Genomic DNA, 25,491 nt, shown 5'->3' with positions numbered 1-25,491 from the left:
TAATGAAATCGTTGTTAATTTAATCAAGTAGACAGGTATTATTGGATCTATTAGAGATATAGTCTATTTTAACGAAAAAAAACAGTCCTTAGACTGTTTTTTTGCTTTACTCGAATTGGTATAGTGGAGTACTTAAATAACGTTCACCATTACTTGGAATGATTGCCAATACTTTTTTTCCTTTACCAAGTTTTTTAGCAACTTCTAAAGCTGCATAAATGGCGGCACCTGAGGAAATTCCACCAAGAATTCCTTCTTCTCGTGCTGCTCTTCGTGCATACTCAAAGGCCTCTTCATTTTTTACCAAGACAATTTCGTCATAGATTTTTGTATTTAAAATATCTGGAATAAATCCTGCGCCAATTCCTTGAATTTTATGTGGACCTGGCTTACCACCAGATAGAATCGGTGAGTCTGTCGGTTCAACAGCTACAATTTTGATTTCTGGGTACTTTTCTTTCAAAACATCTCCAGCACCGGTAATCGTACCACCTGTTCCAATACCAGAAACGAAAGCATCTAATTGATCGCCCATTTGTCGAACGATTTCTTCACCAGTCGTTAATCGATGAACCTCAGGATTTGCTTCGTTCTTAAATTGTTGTGGCATAAAATAACCGTGTTCTTTCGAAAGTTCTTCAGATTTACGAATTGCTCCTCCCATGCCCTCTGCACCAGGAGTAAGAATTAATTCTGCTCCGTAAGCTCTTAATAGATTTCTTCGTTCCATACTCATTGTATCTGGCATAACTAAAATTGCTTTTATGCCCTTAGCAGCTGCAACCATCGCGAGGCCAATTCCTGTATTTCCACTAGTAGGTTCAATAATTGTATCTCCTGGCTTTAAGTCGCCCTTTTTTTCAGCAGCCTCAATCATTGCAAGCGCTATACGATCCTTAACACTGCTACCTGGGTTCATAAATTCTAATTTCAAGTAAACATCTGCACTGTTTTCTTCAACCATACGGTTTAATTTAACAATTGGAGTGTCGCCAATTAATTCATGAATCGAATTTGCTACGCGTGCCATTAAAAAACCACCTTTATTCCCGAGTATTTTTATAGGTATTATATAAAATGTAGCAATTATTTTTAGAATTGTCAATTAATATAGCTGAATTATTGCCATTTACTTATCCCAAAAGAGATTTACAAAAAATCTGTAAATCCCTCTATTTTAAAGCAGTCTTTGTGAACAACTAATGTTTAGAACAGTTGATTTCAATCATTACTTAATTCTCTTCTTGAGTGTCCCCTTTATTCCCATAAAACCAAGTTACGCCAATTTCTTCCCAAAGTGGTTCAACTGAAACTGAACCTGACATTTGTTCTAGTGCAATTTGACGACGTATTTGGCCTTTGACTTCTTCAAAAGGATAAGATACTCCTTTTAGTTTCTCGTGTAGAAGGATAACTGCAAATCCTGTCTCTACCTTTATTGGCTTACTAAGCTCATTCTCATTTAGCTGAGCTGCCGCTTCTAAGTATTGTTCAGGAACATACTCATTTTTCTGTGAAACGAACCCAATCTCGCCACCTTCATTCGAAGAAAACTCATCGATTGACTTCTCCAGAGCTAAGGCTTCGAAGCTTGATCCACCTTCTAATTCTTCAACAACATTTAATGCTTCAGCTTCCGTTTTTACAACAATATGAGACAGGCGAAACATGTCTTCGATACGGTATAAATCCTGATTGCTTTCATAGAATTTCTTTAATTCTTCATCACTTACCTGTACATCTCTCGTTAGCAACTCTTCTAGCAAAATGCTGTAACGTATTTGATCCCTCCATTTGGCTTCATCACCAAATTGTTCGTTATCAAATGAGTTATACATTGATTTAAACATTGTTAGCTCACGATCAATAACCTCATCTATTACAGTAAGTTTGTATTTTTTTGCAAGCTCCTCAACGACTTTTACGTTGATCAGTTCCTCAAGTGTTTCTTTACCGAATCGATTTTCAAGTTCTGCAAGCCATTGTTCACGAGTAATTTTCGTATCCCCAACTGTCGCAATTTCTTCATCGATTGGATCTGTTTGACTTGAACTTACCGGAATAGCTTGATCCTTTGATAAAAAGAAACCAATTGTAAAACAATTTATAATGACTAGACCAAAAATAATTGGCCACAGTGTTCTCCCACTCAACTTCTCCAACTCCTAAAACCTTATTGACTGGAAGCTTCTTTTTTTATCTCTTCCAAATCATCTTTTGTAAAATGATAAAGTTCATTGCAAAAATGGCACTGTGCTTCTGCCTTGCCGTCCTCATCAATCATTGATTGAATTTCTTCCCCGCCTAAACTTAAAATAGCATGCTCAATTCGTTCTCTTGAGCAAGGACAGTCAAAACGAACAGGGTGTTTATCAAGAAGCTTTACATTCTCTTTTCCTAATACTTCATAAAGAATTTCTTCAGGTGTTAATCCTTTTTGAATTAATTTTGAAATTGGTTCTATCTTATTTAGCCGATTTTCAATTTTTGTGATTGTTTCATCGCTTGTTCCCGGTAGAAGCTGAATGATAAACCCACCAGCAGCTAATATCGTATTATCAGGGTTAACCAGTACTCCGACACCAACAGATGAAGGAACTTGTTCAGACGAAACTAAATAGTACGTAAAATCTTCTCCTAGCTCACCTGAAACAATTGGTACTTGTCCTGAAAAATGATCCTTTAACCCGAGGTCTTTAACTATGCTTAATGTACCAGTGGTTCCAACGGCTCTTGCCACATCTAATTTCCCTTTATCATTTAAATCGAAGTGAATTTGAGGGTTCGTTACATATCCACGAACTTCTCCTTTTGAATTACTGTCAACTAAAATTGTACCAATTGGTCCGCCACCTTCAACTTTAATTGTTAATTTGGCATCACCTTTTATCATTGATCCGAGCATAACACCCGCAGTCATTGCTCTACCTAATGCTGCGGATGCTGTTGGCCATGTTTGATGTCGTCTTTGTGCTTCAGAAATTGTATCTGATGTAACTGTTGCATACGCACGAACTTGATCATCGTACGCTAATGCTTTAACTAGATAATCCACTTTATCTACTCCTTTTAAGGAAACCTCATGATGTGGTATTTCGTTGATAAATAAGCTGTAATCCCTTTAAAGTTAAAAATGAGTCAACTAATTCAATACAATTTGATTCCTCTGCAATTAATGAAGCTAACCCACCAGTTGCAATAACTTTCGGTTCTATACTAGCTTGACTTTTCATCCGATTGACTATTCCCTCAACTTGTCCAACATACCCATATAAAATACCAGCTTGCATCGCACTAACAGTATTTTTGCCAATGATATCGTCTGGTCGTGCAATCTCAATTCTTGGTAATTTCGCTGCCCTTGAATAAAGAGCTTCTGTTGAAATATTAATACCTGGCGCAATAGCTCCACCCATGTATTGTTTATATTCATTTATGTAGCAGTAAGTTGTAGCTGTCCCAAAATCAACAATGATTAATGGGCTTCCATATAACTGTATTCCTGCAACAGCGTTTACAATTCGATCTGCCCCAACTTCACGAGGGTTCTCATATTTAATGTTTAATCCTGTTTTAATTCCTGGTCCAACAATTAAAGGCTTTATGCCAAAGTACTTCACACACATTCTTTCTAGCGCAAACATAATTGGAGGTACAACAGATGAGATAATAATGCCCTTAATATGACGGAATGAGAGCTCGGCATGTTCAAAAAGACTTTTAATCATCATACCAAATTCATCTTCTGTCTTATTCCGACTCGTTTCAAAACGCCAGTGGTGCTTAAGTTTATCTCCTTCATACACACCAAGAACGGTATTTGTATTCCCAACATCCAACACTAATATCATCGCCATCACCACTTTAATAGTTTCTCATATCTTGTTAAAAACATTCTGCAACCATTTTATCATAAAATAAAAACAATGAGTGAATAGACACTTATCATATCCTAAGATTAATGAAAAAAACGCCAACTAGTAAATACTAGTCGGCGGTAAGTAATTATTGTTCTGTTGGTTTTTCTTCATCTTTTTTCGATTGAATGTTTACCTTTACATCCTCTTGGCGATCATCATCACTTGAAACTTCTACAATTCGATCTGGTAATTTACCCGTTTCTACCAGATGTGCAATTTGTTTCGCATCTAATGTTTCGACTTTAAGTAATGTTTGAGCAATTAATTCAAGTTTTTCGCGGTTTTCTGTAAGAATTTGCTTCGCACGTTCAAAGCATTCCTTAATAAAACGTTGGATTTCCATGTCAATTTCATATGCAATTGCGTCACTATAGTTCTGCTCGTTATGAATATCACGACCTAGGAACACCTGTCCGCCTTGAGCATGACCAAATTGAAGTGGTCCAAGTTTTTCACTCATTCCATATTCGGTTACCATTTTTCTTGCAATCCCAGTTGCACGTTGGAAGTCATTATGAGCACCTGTGCTCGCTTCACCAAAGACTAATTCTTCAGCTACACGTCCACCGAGTAACCCAGTGATTTTATCTAATAGTTCAGGTTTTGTCATAAAGTAGCGATCTTCTTTTGGAAGCATAACAGCATACCCACCTGCTTGCCCTCGAGGTACAATTGTCACTTTATGAACGATGTCGGCTTCGTCTAAGACGACCCCAATGATAACGTGACCTGCTTCATGATACGCAACAATGTTACGTTCTTTCTTAGATATCACACGTGATTTCTTAGCTGGTCCTGCAATTACGCGATCTGTTGCTTCATCAATATCTAACATATCGACTTTCTTTTTATCATGACGAGCAGCAACAAGTGCGGCTTCGTTCAACAAGTTTTCAAGATCTGCACCCGAAAAACCAGGAGTACGTGCCGCAACTGCCTTTAAATCAACTGATTCATCTAACGGCTTGTTGCGTGAGTGTACTTTTAATACTGCTTCACGACCAATTACATCAGGACGATCTACTGTAATTTGACGATCAAAACGACCTGGGCGTAACAATGCTGGATCTAGTACATCTGGTCTGTTCGTTGCAGCAACCATAATGATTCCTTCATTTGCACCAAAACCATCCATTTCAACGAGTAATTGATTTAGTGTTTGCTCACGTTCATCATGACCTCCACCTAAACCAGCACCACGTTGACGACCAACTGCATCAATTTCATCTATGAAAATAATACATGGAGCATTTTTCTTAGCATTTTCAAAGAGATCACGTACACGGGAAGCACCGACGCCGACGAACATCTCAACGAAATCAGAACCGCTTATAGAGAAGAATGGGACTCCCGATTCACCCGCTACAGCTCTTGCTAACAATGTTTTACCTGTACCAGGAGGACCTACCAGTAATATCCCTTTAGGTATTCTCGCACCTAGCTCAGTGAATTTTCGAGGATCTTTCAAGAATTCGACAACCTCTATTAATTCCTGCTTCTCTTCATCTGCACCTGCTACATCCTTAAACTTCACTTTCTTCTTTTCTTCACTATATAACTTCGCTTTACTTTTACCAAAGTTCATTACTCGGCTTCCGCCGCCTTGTGCTTGGTTAAGCAAGAAGAAGAATAAAATAAAGATGATAACGAAAGGAATAATTGACGTAAAGAACGTCACCCAACCACTTGTTTGTTCTGCTGGCGCAACTTCAACAATCTCGATGTTGTTTTCACCAGCTGCTTTATCGACACGGTCCAATCCTTGTTCGGTTGGAATGTGTGTAATAAAATACTCTTCTTCACCATAGTTCTTTAATTGACCTGTTACTTCAAAAACACCCCGAACAGGTCGAACGGTTATTTCTTTAACATCTCCCTTTTCTAAGTTAGAAATGAAAGTGCTGTAAGTCATCTGCTCTGTTTTTGGGCTACTCCCATTAAAGAAGCTAACAACCCCTATAACGACTAGAAATATAAGTAAATAAAATATGGTATTACGGAAGATCCGATTCATTCCTTACCTCCTCCCACAGTAACAAAACTATTTTCAATAGTATCATAGAAAATCATTCCAATACAACATATTAGCCCATTCATCATCTATGTACTCTTCATTCTTTACTTTGATAAATTTCTGGTTTTAAAACGCCTATATAAGGAAGATTTCGATATCTTTCTATATAGTCTAATCCGTAGCCAACAACAAATTCGTCTGGAACTTCAAAGCCAACATAATCTGCTTTAATATCTGCTTTACGGCCTGTTGGTTTATCTAATAAAGTAACAATCTTGATTGATTTTGCTTTTCGATAACGGAAAAGCTTTACGAGATAGCTTAATGTAAGTCCACTGTCAATTATGTCTTCAATAATTAAAATATCTCTACCTTCAACAGAAGTATCTAAGTCCTTTAGGATTTTCACTTCACCAGAAGAAACAGTTGATGTTCCATAGCTTGAAACGTCCATAAAATCCATTTCCAAGTATGTATCAACATATTTAATAAGATCTCCCATAAAAGGCATTGCACCTTTTAACACGCCAATCACTAGTGGAAAACGATCATTGTATTCTTCAGTTAAGAGTAGACCCAACTCTTTTACCTTCTCACGAATTTGTTCTTCAGTAACTAAGATTTTTTCAATATCTTGTTTCATAAACCAGTGCCCCCTAGAAGATCAGTGCTTCTTATAGTGTAAAACAACGTAGTCATCTTCGCCTTCACCACCCTCAAAGATGGACTTTTTAAGACTAGGAATCCATAGAATATTCCCATTTCCATCTTCTACAATCGGCCACAAGCTCCGGCTATGCAATGGGACTTTTTCATCAATAAATATATCTTTTACCTTTTTCGTCCCGTTCATGCCCTTTACTTTGATTTTGTCCCCTGGTTTTCTCGTTCGAATTAGTAGGGGCCCAGTCAAAAAGCTACGATTGATAATAAATGTATGATTCCCATTTTTTTCGTGAATATTTTTTTCGATGTCACTTTTAATGATATACCCATTTGGAAGATTGAGCATAGAAGGAATTTCGAGTGTGTAACAATAGGGCTCGAATTGCTTATGCTCAAAAGTAAACAAACATAGTTGATAAGATTTGATCACTTTTAGACCACCTGGGTAATCAAGTGAACCGGAAGGGTGTTCACGCGAGAGCAACGTCTGTAAACCCTCAATATGTATTGAAGAAAGCGAAGATGGAATGTTTTCGTAAAGATAGTTTAATATTAGTTGAATCCCTCTTCTTTGTAAAGGCAAAGGTAGGTCACAAAACAGCTCCGTGTCTATTTCTACCTCTTGCTTTTCTTTTCTTTTCAATACTGTATTCATCTTTTCCTTCGTTAATTCCTGTAAGTACATCTCGTCTTCTAAAGTTGTTTCACTAAAATACTGAAAACGAGCGTGAACGAGTGGATTCTCTTCTTTTAAAAAAGGCAGGACACGCTTTCTAAATCGATTTCTTGTATAATCTAATTTCTCATTGCTTGGATCAAATCTAGGATTTAAATTATGTACATGGCAATAATCCAAAAGTTGATCTTTCGATAAGGAAAGGAAGGGCCTAATGATTGTTCCAGTATCAAATTTTCGTTTTGCTGGTATCCCAGCAAGTGCGGACCCAATGCTCCCACGTACTAACCTCATTAAGATTGTTTCCACTTGATCATCACCATGATGACCTAACGCTAAAACTCCCGCATTATGTTTCACCATGATTTCTTTAAAAAAGTCGTATCGACATGTTCTTGCTGCAGCTTGCGTGCTTAAATTGAACTTATCAGCATAAGCAGCTACATGAATTTGCTTCGTTTCACAGGAAATGTCGTGTCTTTCACAAAACTGTTGAACAAATATCATTTCACTTTCAGATTGCTTCCCTCTAAACATATGATCCAAATGTGCTGCGATAATTGTCAATTGAAGCTTTTTCCTTATTTTCAGGAATTGATGGAGAAGTGCGAGTGAATCCGGACCTCCAGAAACACCGACAACAACTACCGAGTACCTTAATAAGGATTCGTGTTTATTAACAAACAAATGGAATTTTTCCACGTTGACTCCTTCATTTGCAGTTCATATGACATTGAAATTAACATCCTATAAATATCCTACCATTATTATTGATGAGACTGCAAAAAAGAAGCAAAGTTTCACAGATTTCTCAAAATTACATTAAGTTTTGCATTACATAAAGTGAATAAATGAGAAAAACCCCAATTAAGATAACGATCGTTTCTAGTAGTCCACTTGTCTTTTTTCGTTTATTACTCTGTTTTACTTGTTTACGGGTACTAGCAGTTGGCCGATTCTGTTGAACGCGTTTACTTTTTGTACCATTGTTTGAACGAGCAGGTTTACTAGTCGCTGTGCTGACAATGACAAGTAGATCTTGTTTCATTTCTGCTGCACTATTGTATTTCCCTAAAATTGCATTTACTAACATCTGTTTATGCTTTTTTAAGAACGTATCTTGATCAATTGCCTCAAATAAGTGGATCTTGCCTTCTGTACCATCGGTTTTTTTAGAAAATCTCTTTGGATAAGCTACATTTACCATGATCATTGCTACAGCAAACAAATCATATGCTGGTTCTGCTTTTCGTGTTCCTAACCCCCAATAGCCTCTATCAAAAAACTCCGTGAATTCTTTAATAGACCGACCTTGCATCGTTGTTCCACCTACATCAATGCACCTTATCTTAGTCGGGGGACCTGAGACGATTAAGTTATCAGGTTTCAAATCTCCAAATACCCATCCGTGCCGATGTAATTGTTCTAGGTTTGTTAATAGTTGAAGAATGAGAACATCAACCCATTCAATACCCTTTCCTTGAACAAACGTTAAAAAATCAGTACCTCCCACATATTCCATAACGTAAAAGGGAATTATTTTTTGCGTATTGGGTTGTATGAAATCATCGACATCAAGCAAACAAGGCCCAAGAGAAGAACCCTGGACCTTAGAGAAGTGCTTAAGAACATTTACCTCTGAAGTAATAGACAGGCTGTTCTCACTCAACTTTAACGCAACTCTTCCTTGATCACTGTCTGCTAAATAGACGACACCAGTTGCTCCTTCGCCTAGCAACCGAATCATTGTGTAAATATTCTTATTCCATTTACCAATTAGAGATGTGCCAGGTTTAAGCTTACATGCCTGATTCATCGAAGTATTGTTCATCATTCTTCAACAAACTCCTCAAGGAACGCTTTTTCTTAAAGTGATGGATAGCATCTCTAATTGCAGGTCCTGTCGGTGTAATTCCTCCAGTTGATAGTTTAGGAAATATTGAAGACAATGATTCTAGTTTTGGCGTCCAATCTAGGACCTTTTCGACTTCATCCTTTTTCCCAGGAAATACAGACACAGAGAATTGGTTAACACCAGTTCTTGAATTAAGACTTATTGACAAGTCTAACAGTGCCTCTTTTACTGTCGGTAACTTTGGCTTCATACTTGCACTCGTGTCAACCAATACGAGAATCTCTAAGCTCACGGTTTCACCTAGCTCGTCGACCACCTCCATGACTTCCCCCCTCTTTTCTGGAGGCAATTCTTCCATAGAAACCTTTTTTCCAAGTATTTGCTGAAGTTCTTTATTTACTACACCTTGTAACGTTTGTGTCATTGCTTTACGAGTAACCATCTGTACCGTATGAGATAGTTGATGTGCATAAACGATTTGATGGACACCACCGCCAGACATCGCAATCCCTTCAATCTCTTGAATTGCTTCTTGATCAATAACACTTTCCTCAACAATTCCAATTACATTTACAGTGATTCCTTGCTCGGAGGCCAAGGCTGCCATTGCAATGGGATCTTCTCCATGATTAGAGCATCCATCTGTTATTAATAAAATCTGCTTAAGTTGACCTTTAGTCATTCTTTCCCCTCCTAGACGAGACAATTTCCCATACAATGATTTAATTTTCTTCCAATGTATGAAATATTCACATTATTACCATCCTCGCCAGAAGGGTAGGGTTTTATACTTTTCAAAAGCACCTCCATTAAGTTCAGCCGGTTTTATTGGCTTCATAATATTTCGTGGCAGGAATTGATGCCCATTTCGGAGTATTATGCTCAATTTTAGAAACGACCACAGTCATGTCGTCCTCTATTTTCCCCGCTCGTGTTCGAATCACTTCCTCCATGATGATGTCAGCAACTTCCTGAGGGTCCTCCGTTATAATTTCAGTTAATTTACGTTTCATCCATAAATCATAATTCTCTACATGCTTTGGACCTTCAAATATGCCATCACTCATCATAATAAGTAAGTCACCAGCTTTTAACTGTTCACCTACAACATCAACATCAAAGTCATCAACAATTCCCATCGGTAGGTTGCTTGCTTGGATCTTAATGATTTTATCGCCCCGCTTCACAAAGCTAGGTGTGGAGCCGATTTTAAGGAATTTACATTGACCGTCTTGCAAATCTACAATCGCTAAATCTAAAGTAGAAAAAATTTCATCTGTTGTTCGAAGTGAAAGAATAGAATTTATCGTTTTAATCGCTACTTTTTCTTCTATGCCTGATTGAAGAATTTTTTGTAATAGCTTAATCGTTTCATTGCTCTCAAGGTGAGCTCTAACTCCATTTCCCATTCCGTCACTGATTGCAACTGCATATTTACCTACTCCAAGTTCAATCATGGAATAGCTATCACCTGAAACAAGACCTCCTCCTTTAGCTGCATGTGCTACACCATTATCTACGCGATACGCTTTTGATGAACCAAAAGAAACGTGACAAAATCCATTCGGGTAAGTCGCACACTCTTCTTGTTTAACAATAATTGATTCCTCGAGAATATCTGAAAGCATCGGTGCAATAATTTTTTCACACTCTCCATGACCATTACAAAATGGGATACTCATTTCAATATCTACGTTTCCTTGTTCTAGGTTAAAAATATCAACATGCATAATTTCAATTCCGAAATTTTGTAATGCATCTAAAATTTGCTCTTCTTGGACAAAATGATTCTCCCTTTCACGTTTTATTTCTTTAGAAAAGTCCTCCATCACATGTGAAACTCCTAATAGCTGCTCGGCAACCAACCTTCTACTCTCTTGAACTTCTTTCTTTATTCGCTGATTTGCTTGGAAATAATTGATTTCTTGATCAATCGCTTCTTCAACTTGCTTTGATTTGGAGCAATGTCTCTGAAAATCTTTTTTTAACTTTAAGTTATTTTGGTAGATACCTTCTTTACTTTCTAGCATAATTCTTTGCATGTAGTCATATGTTTTATCAAAGTTCTCTACCCAGCACTTTTCCTTTTTAAAGCAATTCTGACATGTGCTTTCTGTGATACTGCTTAGGAAAAGATCGGTTTCACGTTGATCACTTTTGTCCTCATTCTTTTCATAAAAAGTAGCAAAGCTCTCCGATAATGCATGGAATACTTGAGAAAACTGGTCAACACGGTGTGCTGTTACATCACGAATTTTCCGAACATATTGCTGTTGTTCTTGTGCATGCTCATTTGTACCAGGAATATGTTTTGCTAGTCGACTTGTAATTGATTTAGGAGTTAATAGAAAAAGCAGAATTGCAATCATTGATTCTATTAGTGTTTTTAGTAGCTCTGCTGACCCCTCACCATATAAGGAAATTAAAACAGAACCTATTAATAAACCAATTGCAGCTCCTAATTTCTGCCCCTCTTTAAGCAAACCGCCTAGTAGTCCAGAAAAAGCAAGTAAGCTCATTTGATATAAGTTTCCAACATTCGCCAGACTTAAGATTAATCCAGTTACAACACCAACCGTGCAACCTATACTTGATCCACCGATAAATGCAAAAAGAAGCACAATATAGCGAGAAATCACATGCTCTGCTTGGAGATCTTGATAAGTAACTCCTACTAAACCGGTCATAACAGAGGCCAATAAAATCATAATACAGATGATTTCTTCTATCTTAAGTGATTGTTTATACTTCCTAGCAGAAATAAGAGGGATACTTTGGAGAAAAATGAGAGTCAAGATAAAGGCCAAGCCTGACTCAACCCCAGCCATCATATATTCATACAAAGTAAGAGATGAACCAGATATATAGAAAAAACTCAACCTAGTCATCGCTATTGTCAGAAAAACGAGAAAAGGTAGTGCTTTCAGCTTGTCTTTGTAAACAAAAGTTGTCAGCTTGTTAACGACCAAAAAAAGCATTAATGAAACTGCAATTAAAATCGAAACTTCATACGATATCGTTAACCCCCCAGCGATGAGGGACAATCCTGCTAAAAGAGCTTTATCTTTCTTCATTAAGAAAACTGCACCGAAGAATGGTAGCGCAAATGGTAGTACTTCGGTTAAAATCATAGCTCGTCCTAGTAAAAAGCCGATCAATACATAAACGAGTCCTTTGTGTAAAAGCAACAGTTGCAACCGGGCCGATAAACGATGGTAGAAACGATTTACGACTTGTTGGGTTCTCTCAATATTTAATTCTGAGATAGGCTCCATTAACCTTCTTTCTACTTTTTCCATTTTCATTCCCCCACTTTTCAACGTTGACTGTATTATAGCAAGGTATAATGGAAGGATTTTGTCAAAAGAAGGAATCTCAATCGATAAACTGTTCGACGGTTTTTGAAGAATGCGACAAAAATACAAATATTCTGTTAAATTACGATCATTTCCTATGATTTCATTTGTCGAGAAAAAACCTAGCTCCTGATTAAAGGAACTAGGTTTTTATAAAAGAGATGACCCATACGGGATTCGAACCCGTGTTACCGCCGTGAAAGGGCGGTGTCTTAACCGCTTGACCAATGGGCCGTCAATATTATCTTAATTAGTAGCGGCAGAGGGGATCGAACCCCCGACCTCACGGGTATGAACCGTACGCTCTAGCCAGCTGAGCTACGCCGCCATAGTAATAAAACACTTTGCTTTTTGTCCGAATTACGTAATAGTAATTAAGGCACAAAATATATAATACATTCGATTACTGAGTCCGTCAATAAGAAAATTAGAAAACATAATTTTTGTGATAAAAAGTAAAAGGAAAACATCAAATGTTTTCCTTTTTATTATTCTATATTGAAAGCAGCACTCTACCCTCTTTTTGCTCCTCGACCGCCACGCTTCGACTCCGTATTACGCTTAAGAGAAGATAAACGATCTTCACTGTCTTTTAAGAACCGATTCATTTTTTGCTCGAAATTTTCTTTAGGACGGAATTCCGTTGCTCCGCCTCGTTGTCTTGAGCGATCTGTTGGTCGTGGACGGTCAGTTCGAGGTCGTTCTGGACGTTCCGGGCGATCAATTGCTTTTTTAATTGATAGACCAATTTTGCCATCCTTCTCAACATTGATAACCTTTACTTCAACTTCATCACCGACTTTTAAGTGATCGTTAATGTCTTTCACGTAATTATCGGCTACTTCACTTATGTGAACGAGTCCTGTTGAGCCTGCCGGCAACTCTACAAACGCACCAAAATTAGTAATACCCGTCACTTTCCCTTTTACTTTGCTGCCTACTTCTATCGACATAAAAATATTGCTCCTCCTTAGAACAGATAAAAAATCATTCAAATCTTTATTATATTATACATAAACAAAAAATCTAGTGTCAACAAGCCTACTCGCTTTCAGGAATATTGAAAATGATCTCATTTTCATCAGACAAGAAATAGTCCCGACGAGCAATCTTCGCTATATACTCGTCATCATTCAATTTAATGATTTCTTCTTCTAACAATTTTTCATCTCTTTCAAGATGAGAAAGCTCTTCTTCCAATTTTTTCTGCTCGCTTATTTTTTCGTTAATAGCACTCGATTGGGAGAAAATAGTTGATACCATGACAACTGTTGAAACCAAAACTAAAATACCGAACAATGTGAGCCTTCTAACTAAGCCTCTTTTGCGTCGCTGGTTGATCTGTTGATCTCTCTCTTGCTGCATCATATACTGTGACTGAAGCTGGGTAATTTTACGATTTCTCGCGAGACTCATCTCCATTGCCCTCCTTACTTTTTAAATAGCTGTTTCCACCAAGACGTTAAGTTTACAAATATATTCTTGCTTTTTCTTAAGAATCCTGCAACTTTGTTTATATTCTTGATAAAGAAGTTTTTTATTGTATGTGGAATAAAATTCCAGAGTATTTTTAGTATCCAAAAAAGTGGCGCTACTATAATTTTAACGAATGAATAGAGAAGTTGTGAAGCCCATTTTACAAATCTCAATAAAAAGTTAAGTATTCCTAAAATAATCACAAAAATAAATTGAATCAATCCTATGATTGGTCTGACAAGAAGTAAATTTCCGACTTTTATTGCAAACCGATAGATTGCAAGGCTTGTCAGAATAATACGCTCAAGAATATTTAAGTAAAATCCCTTTAATAAACTTTGGTACGCTGCATAACCACATAAAACGGCTAAAAAGATATAAACCCTTAACTCACCTTCATTGACAAGCAACAATAGATAAAAAAGAATAAGTCCTTGTACAATCCAGAAAAGTAAGTCATTCATAAACACAACCCATCTAGCCCTTGTAGGCCGCTTCAAAAAGCGACCATGTGTATCAAGAGCTAAACCAATCCATCCTCCCATACCAAACATTGCAAGCATGGTATAAAATTGTACAGTGAGTGTCATTTAAACAACTTGCTAAAGAGGCCTTTAGCTTTCTCCGTTTGCTGCTCGTCTAAATAAATAAGATCATAGATTCTTCCCTTAATTGAAACGATCCCTTTGTCGACATCTAGATTCTTCATCTGCAGATTTTGACCTCTAATAGCTAAGGCACCCATAACAGTATCTAACAAAAATTCTTCATTATCAAAACTCTCAACTTGCTTTACACCTGTGATATCTAACAGTTTTCGTCCTCTCATAATCACATCGTGCTCTTGGACAGTCCCTTTAGTGATAGCCGACTGGTTGTCATAATATTGATTCATCTTCAACCCCCGCAATCTTGTAAAAATATTCTTTTACATTTTATGAAACATAATTGCGGTTTAGAACAAGCCCTATATTTTTTGATTAGACTGGGTTTAAAGAATTATTATTCAGCTACCTTCTCTTCTTTCACAACTGAGTATAAATTTGTAGCTTCTTCTTTTCTTGTCGCGTCTTTTAGATCCTCAATCTTCACAGTTACAAGCTTTTGGCCAAATCGTATTAAAAGCTCATCACCTATTTTTACGGTTGAACTCGCTTTTCCAGGAGTTCCGTTAATTGCTATTCTCCCTTGATCGGCAATTTCTTTAGCTAATGTTCTTCTTTTAATTAATCTCGATACCTTTAAAAATTTATCTAGTCTCATTATAGTACCCCTTTAGTTTACTTTTTTTGCTTCCTTCCAGTACAAATCCATTTCTTCTAACGCCATTTCTGATAGGACCTTTCCCTGTTCCTTTGCTTTTTTTTCAATAAAAGAAAAGCGTTCATAAAACTTTTTATTCGTTGAGGCGAGCGCTTCCTCAGGCTCAACACCATTAAATCGCGCAATATTAACGAGCGAAAATAAAACATCGCCTAATTCTTGAAGCATTAGAGAATCATCTTGTTGCGAATTTAGCTCTTCTTCAAACTCCTGTATTTCTTCTTTAACTTTATCCCAGGCACCATCAATATTAGGCCAATCAAAACCAACCTTTGCAGCCTTTTTTTGTAAATGATACGCCTTTGAGAGAGCCGGAAGCGTGGTAGCTACGGAATCTAATAAGGAATTCTCTTCAGGTTGCTTGCCTTCCTGCTTTTTAATTTCGTCCCAATTCTTTAGAACGTCTTCAGAATCCCTTACCGTTACGTCACCAAATACGTGTGGATGTCTCCGGATCATTTTCTTGGTAATCCCTTTGATCACATCGTCGATTGTAAACATACCTTCATCCTCACCAATTTGTGCGTGTAGGAGAATTTGTAGGAGAACGTCTCCTAATTCTTCAATAACATGATCTATATCTTCTTCCTCAATTGCCTCTAATAGTTCATAACATTCTTCAATTAAGTATTTTTTTAACGTATGATGTGTTTGTTTTTTATCCCATGGACATCCATTTGGGCCTCTAAGTTCTGCAATCACGTTTCGGAATTTTGTGAATTGATGATACATTAGTTCTTCATTTTGAACAGGTGGGATGTAAACACTCGTTAAATTATTGACAGTTGTAACTCGGTCCATCTCAAAGAGCGGGACTTTCTTAATTATTTGATCACTAGTTCCTGCAGCTGTTATGATCCATATTTGATAATCATCTGGTAGCTGTTCCATAAGGGTTAATTTGACTTCTGATGCTACTAGTTGGTCATAAACTTGAGTAATCACAATATGCTGTTTAAGCTGCAGCTCTTCTCGCTTCAAAGTTAATGCATCTAGCAGTTGAAACCCCTCTACCGGGTCTATTTCAAGAGCTTGGAACGTTGCATCAAGAAAGCTTTGACCACCCCTTATCTTAATCTCATACCCTTTATCGCGTCCTTCTTTTATAAGTAGTTGAACGGTTTGTTCAGCAACGAGAGGATGACCTGGAACCGCATAAACAATTTCCTTGTTCTCTGCTTGTTTGTATAACTCTTCTACAATTTTAATATATACCTGTTCAAATTGTTCGTTCTCCATATAAATAGAGTCAAAGGACTGGTATTCAGGAAGGTCCGCGGACATTTGATTAATAACAGGATGTTCCTTCGTTCGTAAAAAAAGGTGCTCAGTTGTAGTTAATAGTTTATAAACTCCTAGTGGCATTTGTTCTAAGTCTCCAGCACCAAGTCCGACCACCGTGATCACTTTTGTCATTTATTTACCCCATTTCAACTTTGTTAAAAACAAGAGTAGTTTGCTTCCAAATGGAAGGTCAACCAGCTCTTCATTCGTAAATACGCCTAAAGCTACTATTAAAAATAAATAGCAGATACCACCAATTGTTACGCCAGATAAAGCGATAAACGCAGCTTGTCCACGATCATTAGAATTTAAAAAGAATTCTAGAAAAGTTGTAGAAAGAACAAGATATGTGAGCATGACAAAAACCGCAATTGCAATTTTTTTGATGCTTTTACTGTTTCTTAGACGATATTTCTTTTTCCTTATAATAATAATGAGCACAACTACAACGGAAAAATACGCCAGTACAGTTGAAATGGCAGCTCCCACTGTTTCCATAAATGGAATAAGCATAAGATTCAACACGAACTTCACCAATAAGCCGACAGTTACAGCGAGAGCAGGATAAACCGTGTGCCCAAGCCCTTGCAGTATAGCCGTAAGTGTCAAAGATAAGGACGTAAATAAAATCGACAAACTTAAAATAGATAACACTAAATTACCTGACTGATCCATAAAAAGCATGACATTTGTTGGTTTGATAATGGCAATTAATCCTACAGTAGCAGCCACGCCAAAGACGATGCAAATTTTTAAAGACAAATTCACTTTTTTATGAATAAATTCTTCATTATTTTCTTTTTTTGCTTTAGCAATTATAGGTACCAGTGATAATGCAAAAGACGTCGCAACAACGGTTCCTAACTGAATAAGAGGTTGACCTCGGTCGTAAACTCCTTTTGATTCCTTGGCGACCGTTTCGTTTACACCGTTTGAAACTAGAAGTGAATACAAGTGTAACGAATCAATTAATTGAATCAAAATCAACAACAAACTGCTAAATCCAATCGTAAAACTGTATTTTAATAAAGTCATAATAATATCTGTTGACTGAACGTTTGCAGTTAAACTCCACTTAAAGGTAACATGCTGATTTGTTTTGAACCAAAAGAATGCTAACAAAGCTAGCGCAGTTAGTCCACCTGTTAAAGAACCGAAAAGAGCGCCAGCACCAGCTTCATATAGGGTATAACCATTTTGAATTAATATGTATGAAATCACGAGAATGCTTCCGACTCTTATTCCCTGCTCCGCTACTTGAGAAATTGCAGTGGGATACATCTGTTGATTACCTTGAAAATACCCTCTAAAAAAGGAAATAAACGGAACCAATAAGAAAGAAAAAGAAATGACTTGAATTAAGATCTTTAATGGAGGATCTCCCATGATTTTTGCAATGATTTCTGCACCTAAAAAAAGAATGATAAACATCATTATTCCAACAACTACCAGAAAGAGCATGGTAACAGTTAAAACTTTCGAACGTATAGAATCATTTTTTTCGACATTATAGTCTGTTAGCAGTTTCGAGATAATAACAGGAAAACCTGTTGTTGCAAACATAACAGCCATTCCATAGAAAGGATAAATTTGTTGATAGATATAAAAACCAATGTCCCCAACAATATTTTGATACGGAATTCGGTAAGCTGCACTCAAAATTTTTGTGAGCAATCCGGCAATCGTTAATAGTATGGCACCTTGTAAAATAAGATGGGCGCTTTGCTTCTCGCTGTTCATCACCCTTCTCCTTCCAATACAGCTTATAACGGACTTATTATATCATATTGTTTTTCCATAGAATGATAAAAGGACAGCGCGTTTCGCTGTCCTGATTCATAACTTATAAAATATAATTACTGTTCCATTTGACGTGCTAGAAAGCCGGCGGCAGTTTGAACCGCTTTGTGTTCAACTTCATTAACACTTTGTTCTTTAGAGAAAATAACTACTGCTCCGATTGGATCACCATTAGCTACAATTGGTCCTACAGTATAAGACTTAAGCGTTTCATCCGTACCATCAATTAACTGGATGTCACCTACATCATTTTGTATAACCGAACTTCTGTCTTCCATCACTTTTTCAATAATTTCGCTAATGTTTTTTGTTAAATATTCTTTTTTAGAGCCTCCCGAGACCGCAATATAGTTGTCTCGGTCACAAATTAACACTGTATGCCCTAAACTATCATATAGAGCATCCGCATACTCTTTTGCAAAGTCGCCTAACTCGCTTATTGGTGAATATTTTTTTAGAATAACTTCACCATCACGATCAACAAATATTTCAAGTGGATCTCCCTCACGAATCCGTAGTGTCCTACGAATTTCCTTAGGGATTACAACGCGACCCAAATCATCAATGCGACGAACTATACCAGTTGCTTTCATCTCATGTTGCCTCACTTTCATCTGATGATAGGAAAACGGCTGATTGTTGTTCATTCCTTTTTATGTAACAATCACCATTTGTTGAAATTAGTATCCTTCACAACCGATGTAATATACATAATGAAAGCGATTTTTTAACTTTTTAGGACAATAATGACTTTAAAGCTTTGCCAAGAACTGGGTTCATTAAACCTTAACTTGAAGATATTTCTTCTTTTTTTGCTTCCGCTAATGCATTTAATAAATCAATTATTATTGTTAACCACTTATCAGGAGTAAGCCCTTTTGTTGCAATGGTTATTTTTAATCTTGTCGCATCCATTCCTAAGCCTACAATCCGACTATACTTGTTGCTTATTTCAAATAACTTGTGTCCATCGATTGAGCTGCTAGCCTTTTCTTCTATAAACATTGAGATCTGATCTTTATCTTGCTTTATTTGTTCTACTCTCTCTTGAACAGCAAAGACCTTTACTTTGGCAATTCGGAACAAGTAATCTACTTCTTGCGGATACTCACCAAAACGATCAATCATTTCCTCCTGTAGTTCTTCTAGCTCAACTATAGAAGAAATCGATTTAAACCTTTTATACATATCAATTTTCTGACGTCCATCAGATATGTATTCTTGAGGTAAGTAAGCATCTACTTCTAAATCGATCTCGACCTCAAAACGTTTTTCTTTATGGTGATCGTCTTTACGTTCTTCAATTGCATCCTTTAACATTTGCGAGTATAAATCAAAGCCCACAGAATCAATGAACCCGTGCTGCTGTGCACCTAATAAATTTCCCGCTCCCCTGATAGACAAGTCACGCATGGCAATTTTAAATCCTGATCCTAGCTCAGTAAACTCTTTAATTGTTTGCAAACGCTTTTCTGCCACTTCTGTTAATACCTTGTCTTTACGATAGGTGAAATACGCATATGCTATGCGATTTGAACGACCAACACGGCCTCGTAATTGATACAGCTGAGACAATCCCATTTTATCGGCATCGTTTACGATCAACGTATTCACATTTGGAATATCTACACCCGTTTCAATAATGGTGGTACTTACTAACACGTCATATTCGCCTTCCAAAAAGTTGAGCATGACAGACTCAAGTTCGTTTTCTGTCATTTTACCGTGAGCAAAAGCAACCCTAGCGTCTGGAACTAGCATTGAAATTTCTTCTGCTTTTCGATCAATATCTTCCACACGATTGTATAAAAAGTAGACCTGACCGCCGCGTGCCAACTCCCTTTCTATTGCTTCTCGCACAAGGGCACCATTATATTCAACCACGTATGTTTGAACAGGGAAACGATTTTCTGGCGGCGTCTCAATGACTGATAAATCCCTCACCCCTAGCATTGACATGTGAAGCGTTCGAGGGATAGGTGTTGCAGTCAGTGTTAAGACATCAACATTTGATTTTAATTGTTTAACTTTCTCTTTATGTGTCACACCAAACCGCTGCTCTTCATCCACAATTAACAGTCCCAAGTCTTTATACGTCACATCTTTAGATAGAAGACGATGAGTGCCAATTACCATATCTACTGAACCATTGCCTAGCCCTTTAATCGTCTCGTTCATTTCTTTTCGAGTTCTAAATCTACTTAAAAGACCAATGTTGATCGGAAAATCTTGATATCTCTCACGAACTGTTTCGTAATGTTGTTGGGCTAAAATTGTTGTCGGAACTAGTAATGCAACCTGCTTTCCATCTGCAATTGCTTTAAATGCAGCCCGTATTGCGACTTCTGTTTTTCCATACCCTACGTCTCCACATAGTAAGCGGTCCATTGGGCGCAAACGTTCCATATCTTGTTTAATCTCATGAATTGAACGGATTTGATCTTCTGTTTCGTGATATGGAAATGCAGCTTCAAACTCTCGTTGCATTTCTCCATCAGGTGAGAATTCGTACCCTTCACTCGCTTCACGTTCTGCATACAATTTTATTAAATCATCAGCAATGTCTTGAACAGAAGATTCCACTTTTTTCTTAACCTTGCGCCAATCAGTGCCACCTAATTTGTAGATTTTTGGCTCTTTCCCTTCAGAACCAACGTACTTCTGAACTTGATCAATTTGCTCCACTGGAACATATAACTGATCACTACCTTGATACCTGATATTTACATAATCTTTGTGAATTCCATTAATTTCTAATGTCTCAATACCTAAATATTTACCGATACCATGGTTGATATGAACGACATAATCACCAATCTGTAGCTCTGAGTAACTTTTAAGACGCTCTGCATTTGAGAGCTTTTGTTTCCGGACCTGTTTCTTGACTCTCTTTTTGAACAGCTCTTCTTCGGTAATAATTGCCAATCTCTGCATCGGTAATTCAAAGCCTGTTTGTAGTTCACCTTCGATAATTGAAATCTTTCCACTCTTCAGTGGTACCCCATCAGGTAAGATTATGGCTTCAATTTCATAATCCTCTAACACACTTTCTAGCTTTTTCAAACGCTCTTTTGTTCCACCTAGGAATGCCACAGCATAATTGGATTTCTTCCAGCGCTCAAGTTCATTTTTCAAGACATTCATCTGACCATGAAAGTTCTGCATTTGCTTACATGATGTATTTAAAATGTTTTGTGGACTCGTATGTGGCACGTGTCTTAAAAATAATGATAAATAAACCAGATGGTGTCCAGACTGCGTGATCGTCTCTACATATGGATGAGAAATTTGGACATCATGAGGAATTTTTCCTTCTTCAAGTAATCCTGTATACCATTCTGCCTCTTCCTTCTCTAGCTGGTCATACATTTCATGAATTCTACTCACTTCATCTAAAAGAAGGATTGATTCATCTTGGAAATAATCTAGTAAACTAGCAGGACTTTCATAGAATAAAGAAAGGTATTTAAACATTTCTTGATTAATTTGACCCGTTTTTAGACGTTCAATATCATGCTGAATGTTTTCCATCAAAAGCTCTTTTTGTGTTTCATTTTTGATTTTTTTTAAGCTTTTGGATAATTTAGTATTTAATTCATTTATACAGCGAATAACAGCATGTTCTGGTAATATTACTTCCTTAGCTGGACCAATTGATACCTTTTCAATCATTTTAATGGAGCGTTGATCTTCAATATTAAAAGATCGAATTGAATCAACCTCTGTATCAAATAATTCAATTCGAATTGCGTGCTCCTCTGTAAGGGGATAGATGTCAATAATCCCACCACGCACACTAAATTCACCTGGTGACCTGACCATGTCTGTTCGTTCATATCCAATCTCTACAAGGCGATGGATATACATATCGAGCTCAATATCTTGTCCCAATTCAATTGTAAATTGGTTGTTTTCCCAACTGCTTTTTGGCGGTAAAAGCCTTCGAAGTGCTGCGACAGGAGCTACAACCACTGCCGTTTTTCCTGTTGTAAGCTTGTTTAGAACATCGATTCTTTGTGCCATTAATTCTGGACTCGCTATCGCTATTTCAGATGCAATTAAGTCATTAACAGGGTAAAGATAAACACTGTCACCAAGAAGGTTTAGCATATCCTCATAAATTTTTTGTGCTTGAAAAAGATTATGTGTCACAATTAACACCGGTTTATTTGTTTCTTTAAAAAGAGACGAGGTAAAAACGGTTCTTGCTGAGCCAGATAAACCTGACACTAACTGTTCTTTTAACCCTTCTTCAATTCCAGAGACAATTGTTTTGAAATCATCATTTTCATAAAAATACTTTTGTAAACCTTGCAAGCCGAGCCCCCCTTTCTCCATAACCTAATTAAATTTCCTCATATCAAAACAGAAAAATGCTTTGGGGATGTCTCCCAAAGCGTTTTACTGTATTAGATTCTGTACTTGATGAAGATCAGGATTACGATCGAGCGCTTCCTGACAATCTTCACAAATCGTTTTTACATGAATATCACCGTTTTGTTCATACGAAATCATTTCTTGTCGTTCATGATTAGAAAGCTGATTAAATCCCAATTGCTCACTGTAAACGGAGATATTATCAAGGCTTCCAACTTTAACACTACAGTGCCGACAAAAATAGTGAAGAGCCATTATTTGCCTCCTAAGAAAGGTTTTTATTGTTAGTATGAACCTTTCTTAATAGCGCTATACATGCTCACTTATTCTGCTAGGTTAATTAAATTCATTCATCACTTGTATAAAAGGTGAACTAATCCACTTCTCACAAGCGTTAGAAGACTGTTCAATCGCCTTCTTTATATGGATTAGTTCATCATCACCAAAGCGGCCTAATACGTAATCAGGTACCTTCATACCATTAGTAGGACGATCGATTCCCACTCTTACTCGGTTAAACCCCGGCGTACCAAGATGCTGAATCATTGACTTAATGCCATTATGCCCGCCTGCACTGCCTTTTTCTCGTAAACGAATTTTTCCAGTAGGCAAGTCAAGGTCATCATAAATAACAGCAATATCATGATTTTCAATTTCGTAATAATCCATTAATGGACGTATGCATTCACCAGATAAATTCATGTATGTAAGTGGTTTTAATAATATGACTTTCTCTCCTGATATATGCCCCATCCCATACAAACCGTTAAATTTGGTTCGATCAAGCGGGATGTTAAGACTTTTAGAGAGTTGATCGATAATGATGAATCCGATATTATGTCTCGTGGATTCATACTGCTTTCCGGGATTACCTAAACCAATGATGAGTTTCAAAAGAAACCCTCCTCAGCAAATCAATTTTTATTGTTTCAACATTGTCTATTACTATGTAATCATAACATATAACAAAAGAGACTGACTTAAAAAAGTGTCAGTCTCTATAGTCACTATTTAATTCTTAGTTTTCTCTTCCCTCTTCTTTATCCGGTTGACCTGGCTCTTGTTCTTCACCACTATCAATTTCCTCTTCCTGTTTAGGAGGGAGAACTGAAGCAATCACTTGATCTTCATCTTGAGTAAACTTATACGAACCACTTGCTTTAACATCTTTAATTGTAAGTGTGTCATTTACTCCTAGATTTGTGATATCTACTTCAATTGATTGTGGAATATCGCCAGGTTTAGTAGAAATGGAAAGTACATGTAATGGTTGTTGTAATACGCCACCATCTTTTACCCCTGGTGCATCTCCAACGAGGTGAACTGGGACTTCCACTTCAATCTCTGCTTGCATGTCCACGACATGAAAATCCACATGAACAATTTGATTTTTGAGAGGATCTTTTTGCATGTCATAGAGCATGACAGAATGTGTTGATTCTCCAACCTTTAATTGAAGTATCGTATTACGACCCTCATCTCGTAATGTTTTCAATAGCTCTATGTTATCAACTGAAACAGGCTGACTCTCAATCTTCTTCCCGTAAATAATAGCAGGTATCTGGCCTTTTTCACGAACTAATCTATTTGAAGAGCTTTTAAAACTTTTTCTTTCATTTGCTTGTAATGTTGTCATTTGTAACACCTTCCTAACGTTTATTTAGTCATATTTACTAGTTTCCCTAAACATGGTGAATCTAAACGTTATTAAAATAAAAAGGATACATATCAACACTTTTAGCATTAATTACTCCAAGAAAAGGATTGTCGAAATCAATCGAACAAAGTACTTACAGATTGCTTTTCATGAACACGGATTATCGCTTCACCTATTAATGGTGCGACAGAAAGTTCAATTAGTTTATCTATTTTCTTGTCTTCACTAATTGCAATTGAGTTCGTGACAACTAGTTCTTTTATTTTAGAATTTTGAATACGTTCAATTGCTGGGCCTGATAAAACTGGATGTGTACAGCATGCATACACTTCTAACGCACCGTTTTCTACTAAAGCATTTGCGGCTAAAGTGATGGTGCCAGCTGTATCAATGATATCATCAATTAAAATGGCAGTTTTCCCTTCAACGTTCCCGACAATATTCATCACTTCTACCACATTTGGCTTGGGACGACGTTTGTCAATAATCGCTATCGGAGCTTTCAATTTGTCTGCAAGTTTTCGAGCACGTGTTACCCCTCCGTGATCTGGGGAAACAATGACAATATCCTTCAGATTCTTCTTTTGGAAGTAATCACCAAGAATCGGCACTCCCATTAAGTGATCAATCGGGATATCAAAGAATCCTTGAATTTGTGGTGCATGTAAGTCAAGATTAATCACGCGTGTAGAACCTGCTGTTTCTAAGAGATTTGCAACAAGTTTTGCTGTAATTGGTTCACGTGCTCTCGCCTTGCGATCTTGTCTAGCATATCCGTAGTATGGCATAACGATATTAATCGTTTTTGCAGATGCTCTTTTCAAGGCATCAATCATGATCAATAACTCCATAAGATGTTCATTCACTGGACCACTTGTTGATTGGATAACGTAAACGTCACAACCACGGATACTTTCTTCAATATTTATTTGAATTTCCCCGTCGCTAAAGCGTGTTACTGAACTTTTCCCAAGATCAACACCCACAACATCTGCAATTTCTTGCGCCAATGCCACATTAGAATTTAGCGTAAATATTTTTAAATCTGAATCTTGATAGCGATTAGACATAGTAAAAGGAAAACCTC

At 37.1% G+C, this 25,491-nt stretch carries 23 protein-coding genes and 2 tRNA genes; all 25 read right to left on the bottom strand.

Features of this window, described 5'->3' with window-relative positions; genetic code table 11:
- Nucleotides 1–106 precede the first annotated feature (106 nt).
- On the bottom strand, nucleotides 107–1,030 hold the full coding sequence (cysK, locus tag ACFFIX_RS23445; protein ID WP_378938372.1) for a cysteine synthase A: 924 nt from the start codon (nucleotides 1,028–1,030) through the stop codon (nucleotides 107–109).
- Nucleotides 1,031–1,232: 202 nt separating this feature from the next.
- Nucleotides 1,233–2,153, bottom strand: coding sequence for a peptidyl-prolyl cis-trans isomerase (locus ACFFIX_RS23440; RefSeq protein WP_378938370.1), 921 nt, complete (start codon nucleotides 2,151–2,153; stop codon nucleotides 1,233–1,235).
- Between the two features lie 20 nt (nucleotides 2,154–2,173).
- The gene (hslO, locus tag ACFFIX_RS23435) at nucleotides 2,174–3,055 is read right to left on the bottom strand and encodes an Hsp33 family molecular chaperone HslO (protein WP_378938368.1); all 882 of its coding nucleotides are present in this window, start codon (nucleotides 3,053–3,055) and stop codon (nucleotides 2,174–2,176) included.
- 25 nt (nucleotides 3,056–3,080) lie between these two features.
- A complete protein-coding gene (locus ACFFIX_RS23430) occupies nucleotides 3,081–3,851 on the bottom strand; it encodes a type III pantothenate kinase (protein WP_378938367.1) in 771 nt (256 codons plus the stop codon).
- Between the two features lie 154 nt (nucleotides 3,852–4,005).
- Nucleotides 4,006–5,934, bottom strand: a complete 1,929-nt coding sequence (gene ftsH, locus ACFFIX_RS23425; RefSeq protein WP_378938365.1) for an ATP-dependent zinc metalloprotease FtsH — start codon at nucleotides 5,932–5,934, stop codon at nucleotides 4,006–4,008.
- A gap of 97 nt (nucleotides 5,935–6,031) precedes the next feature.
- Nucleotides 6,032–6,577, bottom strand: coding sequence for a hypoxanthine phosphoribosyltransferase (gene hpt, locus ACFFIX_RS23420; RefSeq protein ID WP_378938363.1), 546 nt, complete (start codon nucleotides 6,575–6,577; stop codon nucleotides 6,032–6,034).
- A gap of 21 nt (nucleotides 6,578–6,598) precedes the next feature.
- Entirely contained in the window at nucleotides 6,599–7,978 is a 1,380-nt protein-coding gene (gene tilS / locus ACFFIX_RS23415; protein ID WP_378938361.1) for a tRNA lysidine(34) synthetase TilS, read from the bottom strand.
- 115 nt (nucleotides 7,979–8,093) lie between these two features.
- On the bottom strand, nucleotides 8,094–9,110 hold the full coding sequence (gene prkT, locus ACFFIX_RS23410) for a serine/threonine protein kinase PrkT (RefSeq protein WP_378938359.1): 1,017 nt from the start codon (nucleotides 9,108–9,110) through the stop codon (nucleotides 8,094–8,096).
- Nucleotides 9,076–9,813, bottom strand: a complete 738-nt coding sequence (locus tag ACFFIX_RS23405; protein ID WP_378938357.1) for a vWA domain-containing protein — start codon at nucleotides 9,811–9,813, stop codon at nucleotides 9,076–9,078. The genes prkT and ACFFIX_RS23405 overlap by 35 nt, the downstream gene beginning before the upstream one ends.
- Nucleotides 9,814–9,946: 133 nt before the next feature.
- Nucleotides 9,947–12,430 carry a stage II sporulation protein E gene (spoIIE, locus tag ACFFIX_RS23400; protein ID WP_378938356.1) on the bottom strand — a complete coding sequence of 828 codons (2,484 nt, stop codon included), beginning with the start codon at nucleotides 12,428–12,430 and terminating at the stop codon, nucleotides 9,947–9,949.
- A gap of 219 nt (nucleotides 12,431–12,649) precedes the next feature.
- Nucleotides 12,650–12,721, bottom strand: a tRNA-Glu gene (locus ACFFIX_RS23395).
- Nucleotides 12,722–12,741: 20 nt separating this feature from the next.
- A tRNA-Met gene (locus ACFFIX_RS23390) sits at nucleotides 12,742–12,815 on the bottom strand.
- 184 nt (nucleotides 12,816–12,999) lie between these two features.
- Nucleotides 13,000–13,440 (bottom strand): S1 domain-containing RNA-binding protein, encoded by a 441-nt coding sequence (locus ACFFIX_RS23385; RefSeq protein ID WP_378938355.1) that lies wholly within the window; start codon nucleotides 13,438–13,440, stop codon nucleotides 13,000–13,002.
- A gap of 88 nt (nucleotides 13,441–13,528) precedes the next feature.
- Nucleotides 13,529–13,903 carry an FtsB family cell division protein gene (locus tag ACFFIX_RS23380; RefSeq protein ID WP_378938353.1) on the bottom strand — a complete coding sequence of 125 codons (375 nt, stop codon included), beginning with the start codon at nucleotides 13,901–13,903 and terminating at the stop codon, nucleotides 13,529–13,531.
- A gap of 14 nt (nucleotides 13,904–13,917) precedes the next feature.
- A complete protein-coding gene (yabQ, locus tag ACFFIX_RS23375; RefSeq protein WP_378938351.1) occupies nucleotides 13,918–14,553 on the bottom strand; it encodes a spore cortex biosynthesis protein YabQ in 636 nt (211 codons plus the stop codon).
- A complete protein-coding gene (gene yabP / locus ACFFIX_RS23370; protein ID WP_378938349.1) occupies nucleotides 14,550–14,858 on the bottom strand; it encodes a sporulation protein YabP in 309 nt (102 codons plus the stop codon). Before yabP ends, yabQ begins: the two co-directional genes overlap by 4 nt.
- 107 nt (nucleotides 14,859–14,965) lie before the next feature.
- The gene (locus ACFFIX_RS23365; protein WP_378938347.1) at nucleotides 14,966–15,226 is read right to left on the bottom strand and encodes an RNA-binding S4 domain-containing protein; all 261 of its coding nucleotides are present in this window, start codon (nucleotides 15,224–15,226) and stop codon (nucleotides 14,966–14,968) included.
- Nucleotides 15,227–15,238: 12 nt separating this feature from the next.
- Nucleotides 15,239–16,702: a bifunctional methyltransferase/pyrophosphohydrolase YabN gene (gene yabN / locus ACFFIX_RS23360; RefSeq protein WP_378938346.1), complete on the bottom strand. Its 1,464-nt coding sequence runs from the start codon at nucleotides 16,700–16,702 to the stop codon at nucleotides 15,239–15,241.
- On the bottom strand, nucleotides 16,703–18,310 hold the full coding sequence (locus ACFFIX_RS23355) for a putative polysaccharide biosynthesis protein (RefSeq protein ID WP_378938343.1): 1,608 nt from the start codon (nucleotides 18,308–18,310) through the stop codon (nucleotides 16,703–16,705).
- A 116-nt stretch (nucleotides 18,311–18,426) separates the two neighbouring features.
- Nucleotides 18,427–18,963 (bottom strand): stage V sporulation protein T, encoded by a 537-nt coding sequence (gene spoVT, locus ACFFIX_RS23350; RefSeq protein ID WP_378938396.1) that lies wholly within the window; start codon nucleotides 18,961–18,963, stop codon nucleotides 18,427–18,429.
- 193 nt (nucleotides 18,964–19,156) lie between these two features.
- On the bottom strand, nucleotides 19,157–22,708 hold the full coding sequence (gene mfd / locus ACFFIX_RS23345; protein ID WP_378938341.1) for a transcription-repair coupling factor: 3,552 nt from the start codon (nucleotides 22,706–22,708) through the stop codon (nucleotides 19,157–19,159).
- A gap of 63 nt (nucleotides 22,709–22,771) precedes the next feature.
- Complete coding sequence (gene fin, locus ACFFIX_RS23340) at nucleotides 22,772–23,002, bottom strand: anti-sigma-F factor Fin (protein WP_378938339.1); 231 nt, start codon at nucleotides 23,000–23,002, stop codon at nucleotides 22,772–22,774.
- Nucleotides 23,003–23,083: 81 nt separating this feature from the next.
- Nucleotides 23,084–23,641, bottom strand: coding sequence for an aminoacyl-tRNA hydrolase (pth, locus tag ACFFIX_RS23335; RefSeq protein ID WP_378938337.1), 558 nt, complete (start codon nucleotides 23,639–23,641; stop codon nucleotides 23,084–23,086).
- A gap of 124 nt (nucleotides 23,642–23,765) precedes the next feature.
- Entirely contained in the window at nucleotides 23,766–24,383 is a 618-nt protein-coding gene (locus ACFFIX_RS23330) for a 50S ribosomal protein L25/general stress protein Ctc (protein WP_378938335.1), read from the bottom strand.
- 137 nt (nucleotides 24,384–24,520) lie between these two features.
- Nucleotides 24,521–25,474 carry a ribose-phosphate diphosphokinase gene (locus ACFFIX_RS23325; protein ID WP_378938332.1) on the bottom strand — a complete coding sequence of 318 codons (954 nt, stop codon included), beginning with the start codon at nucleotides 25,472–25,474 and terminating at the stop codon, nucleotides 24,521–24,523.
- Between the last annotated feature and the right edge of the window lie 17 nt (nucleotides 25,475–25,491).

This window comes from Metabacillus herbersteinensis (genome assembly GCF_042433335.1).
Lineage (GTDB): Bacteria > Bacillota > Bacilli > Bacillales > Bacillaceae > Metabacillus > Metabacillus herbersteinensis.
This window is presented reverse-complemented; position numbering and strand designations above follow the sequence as displayed.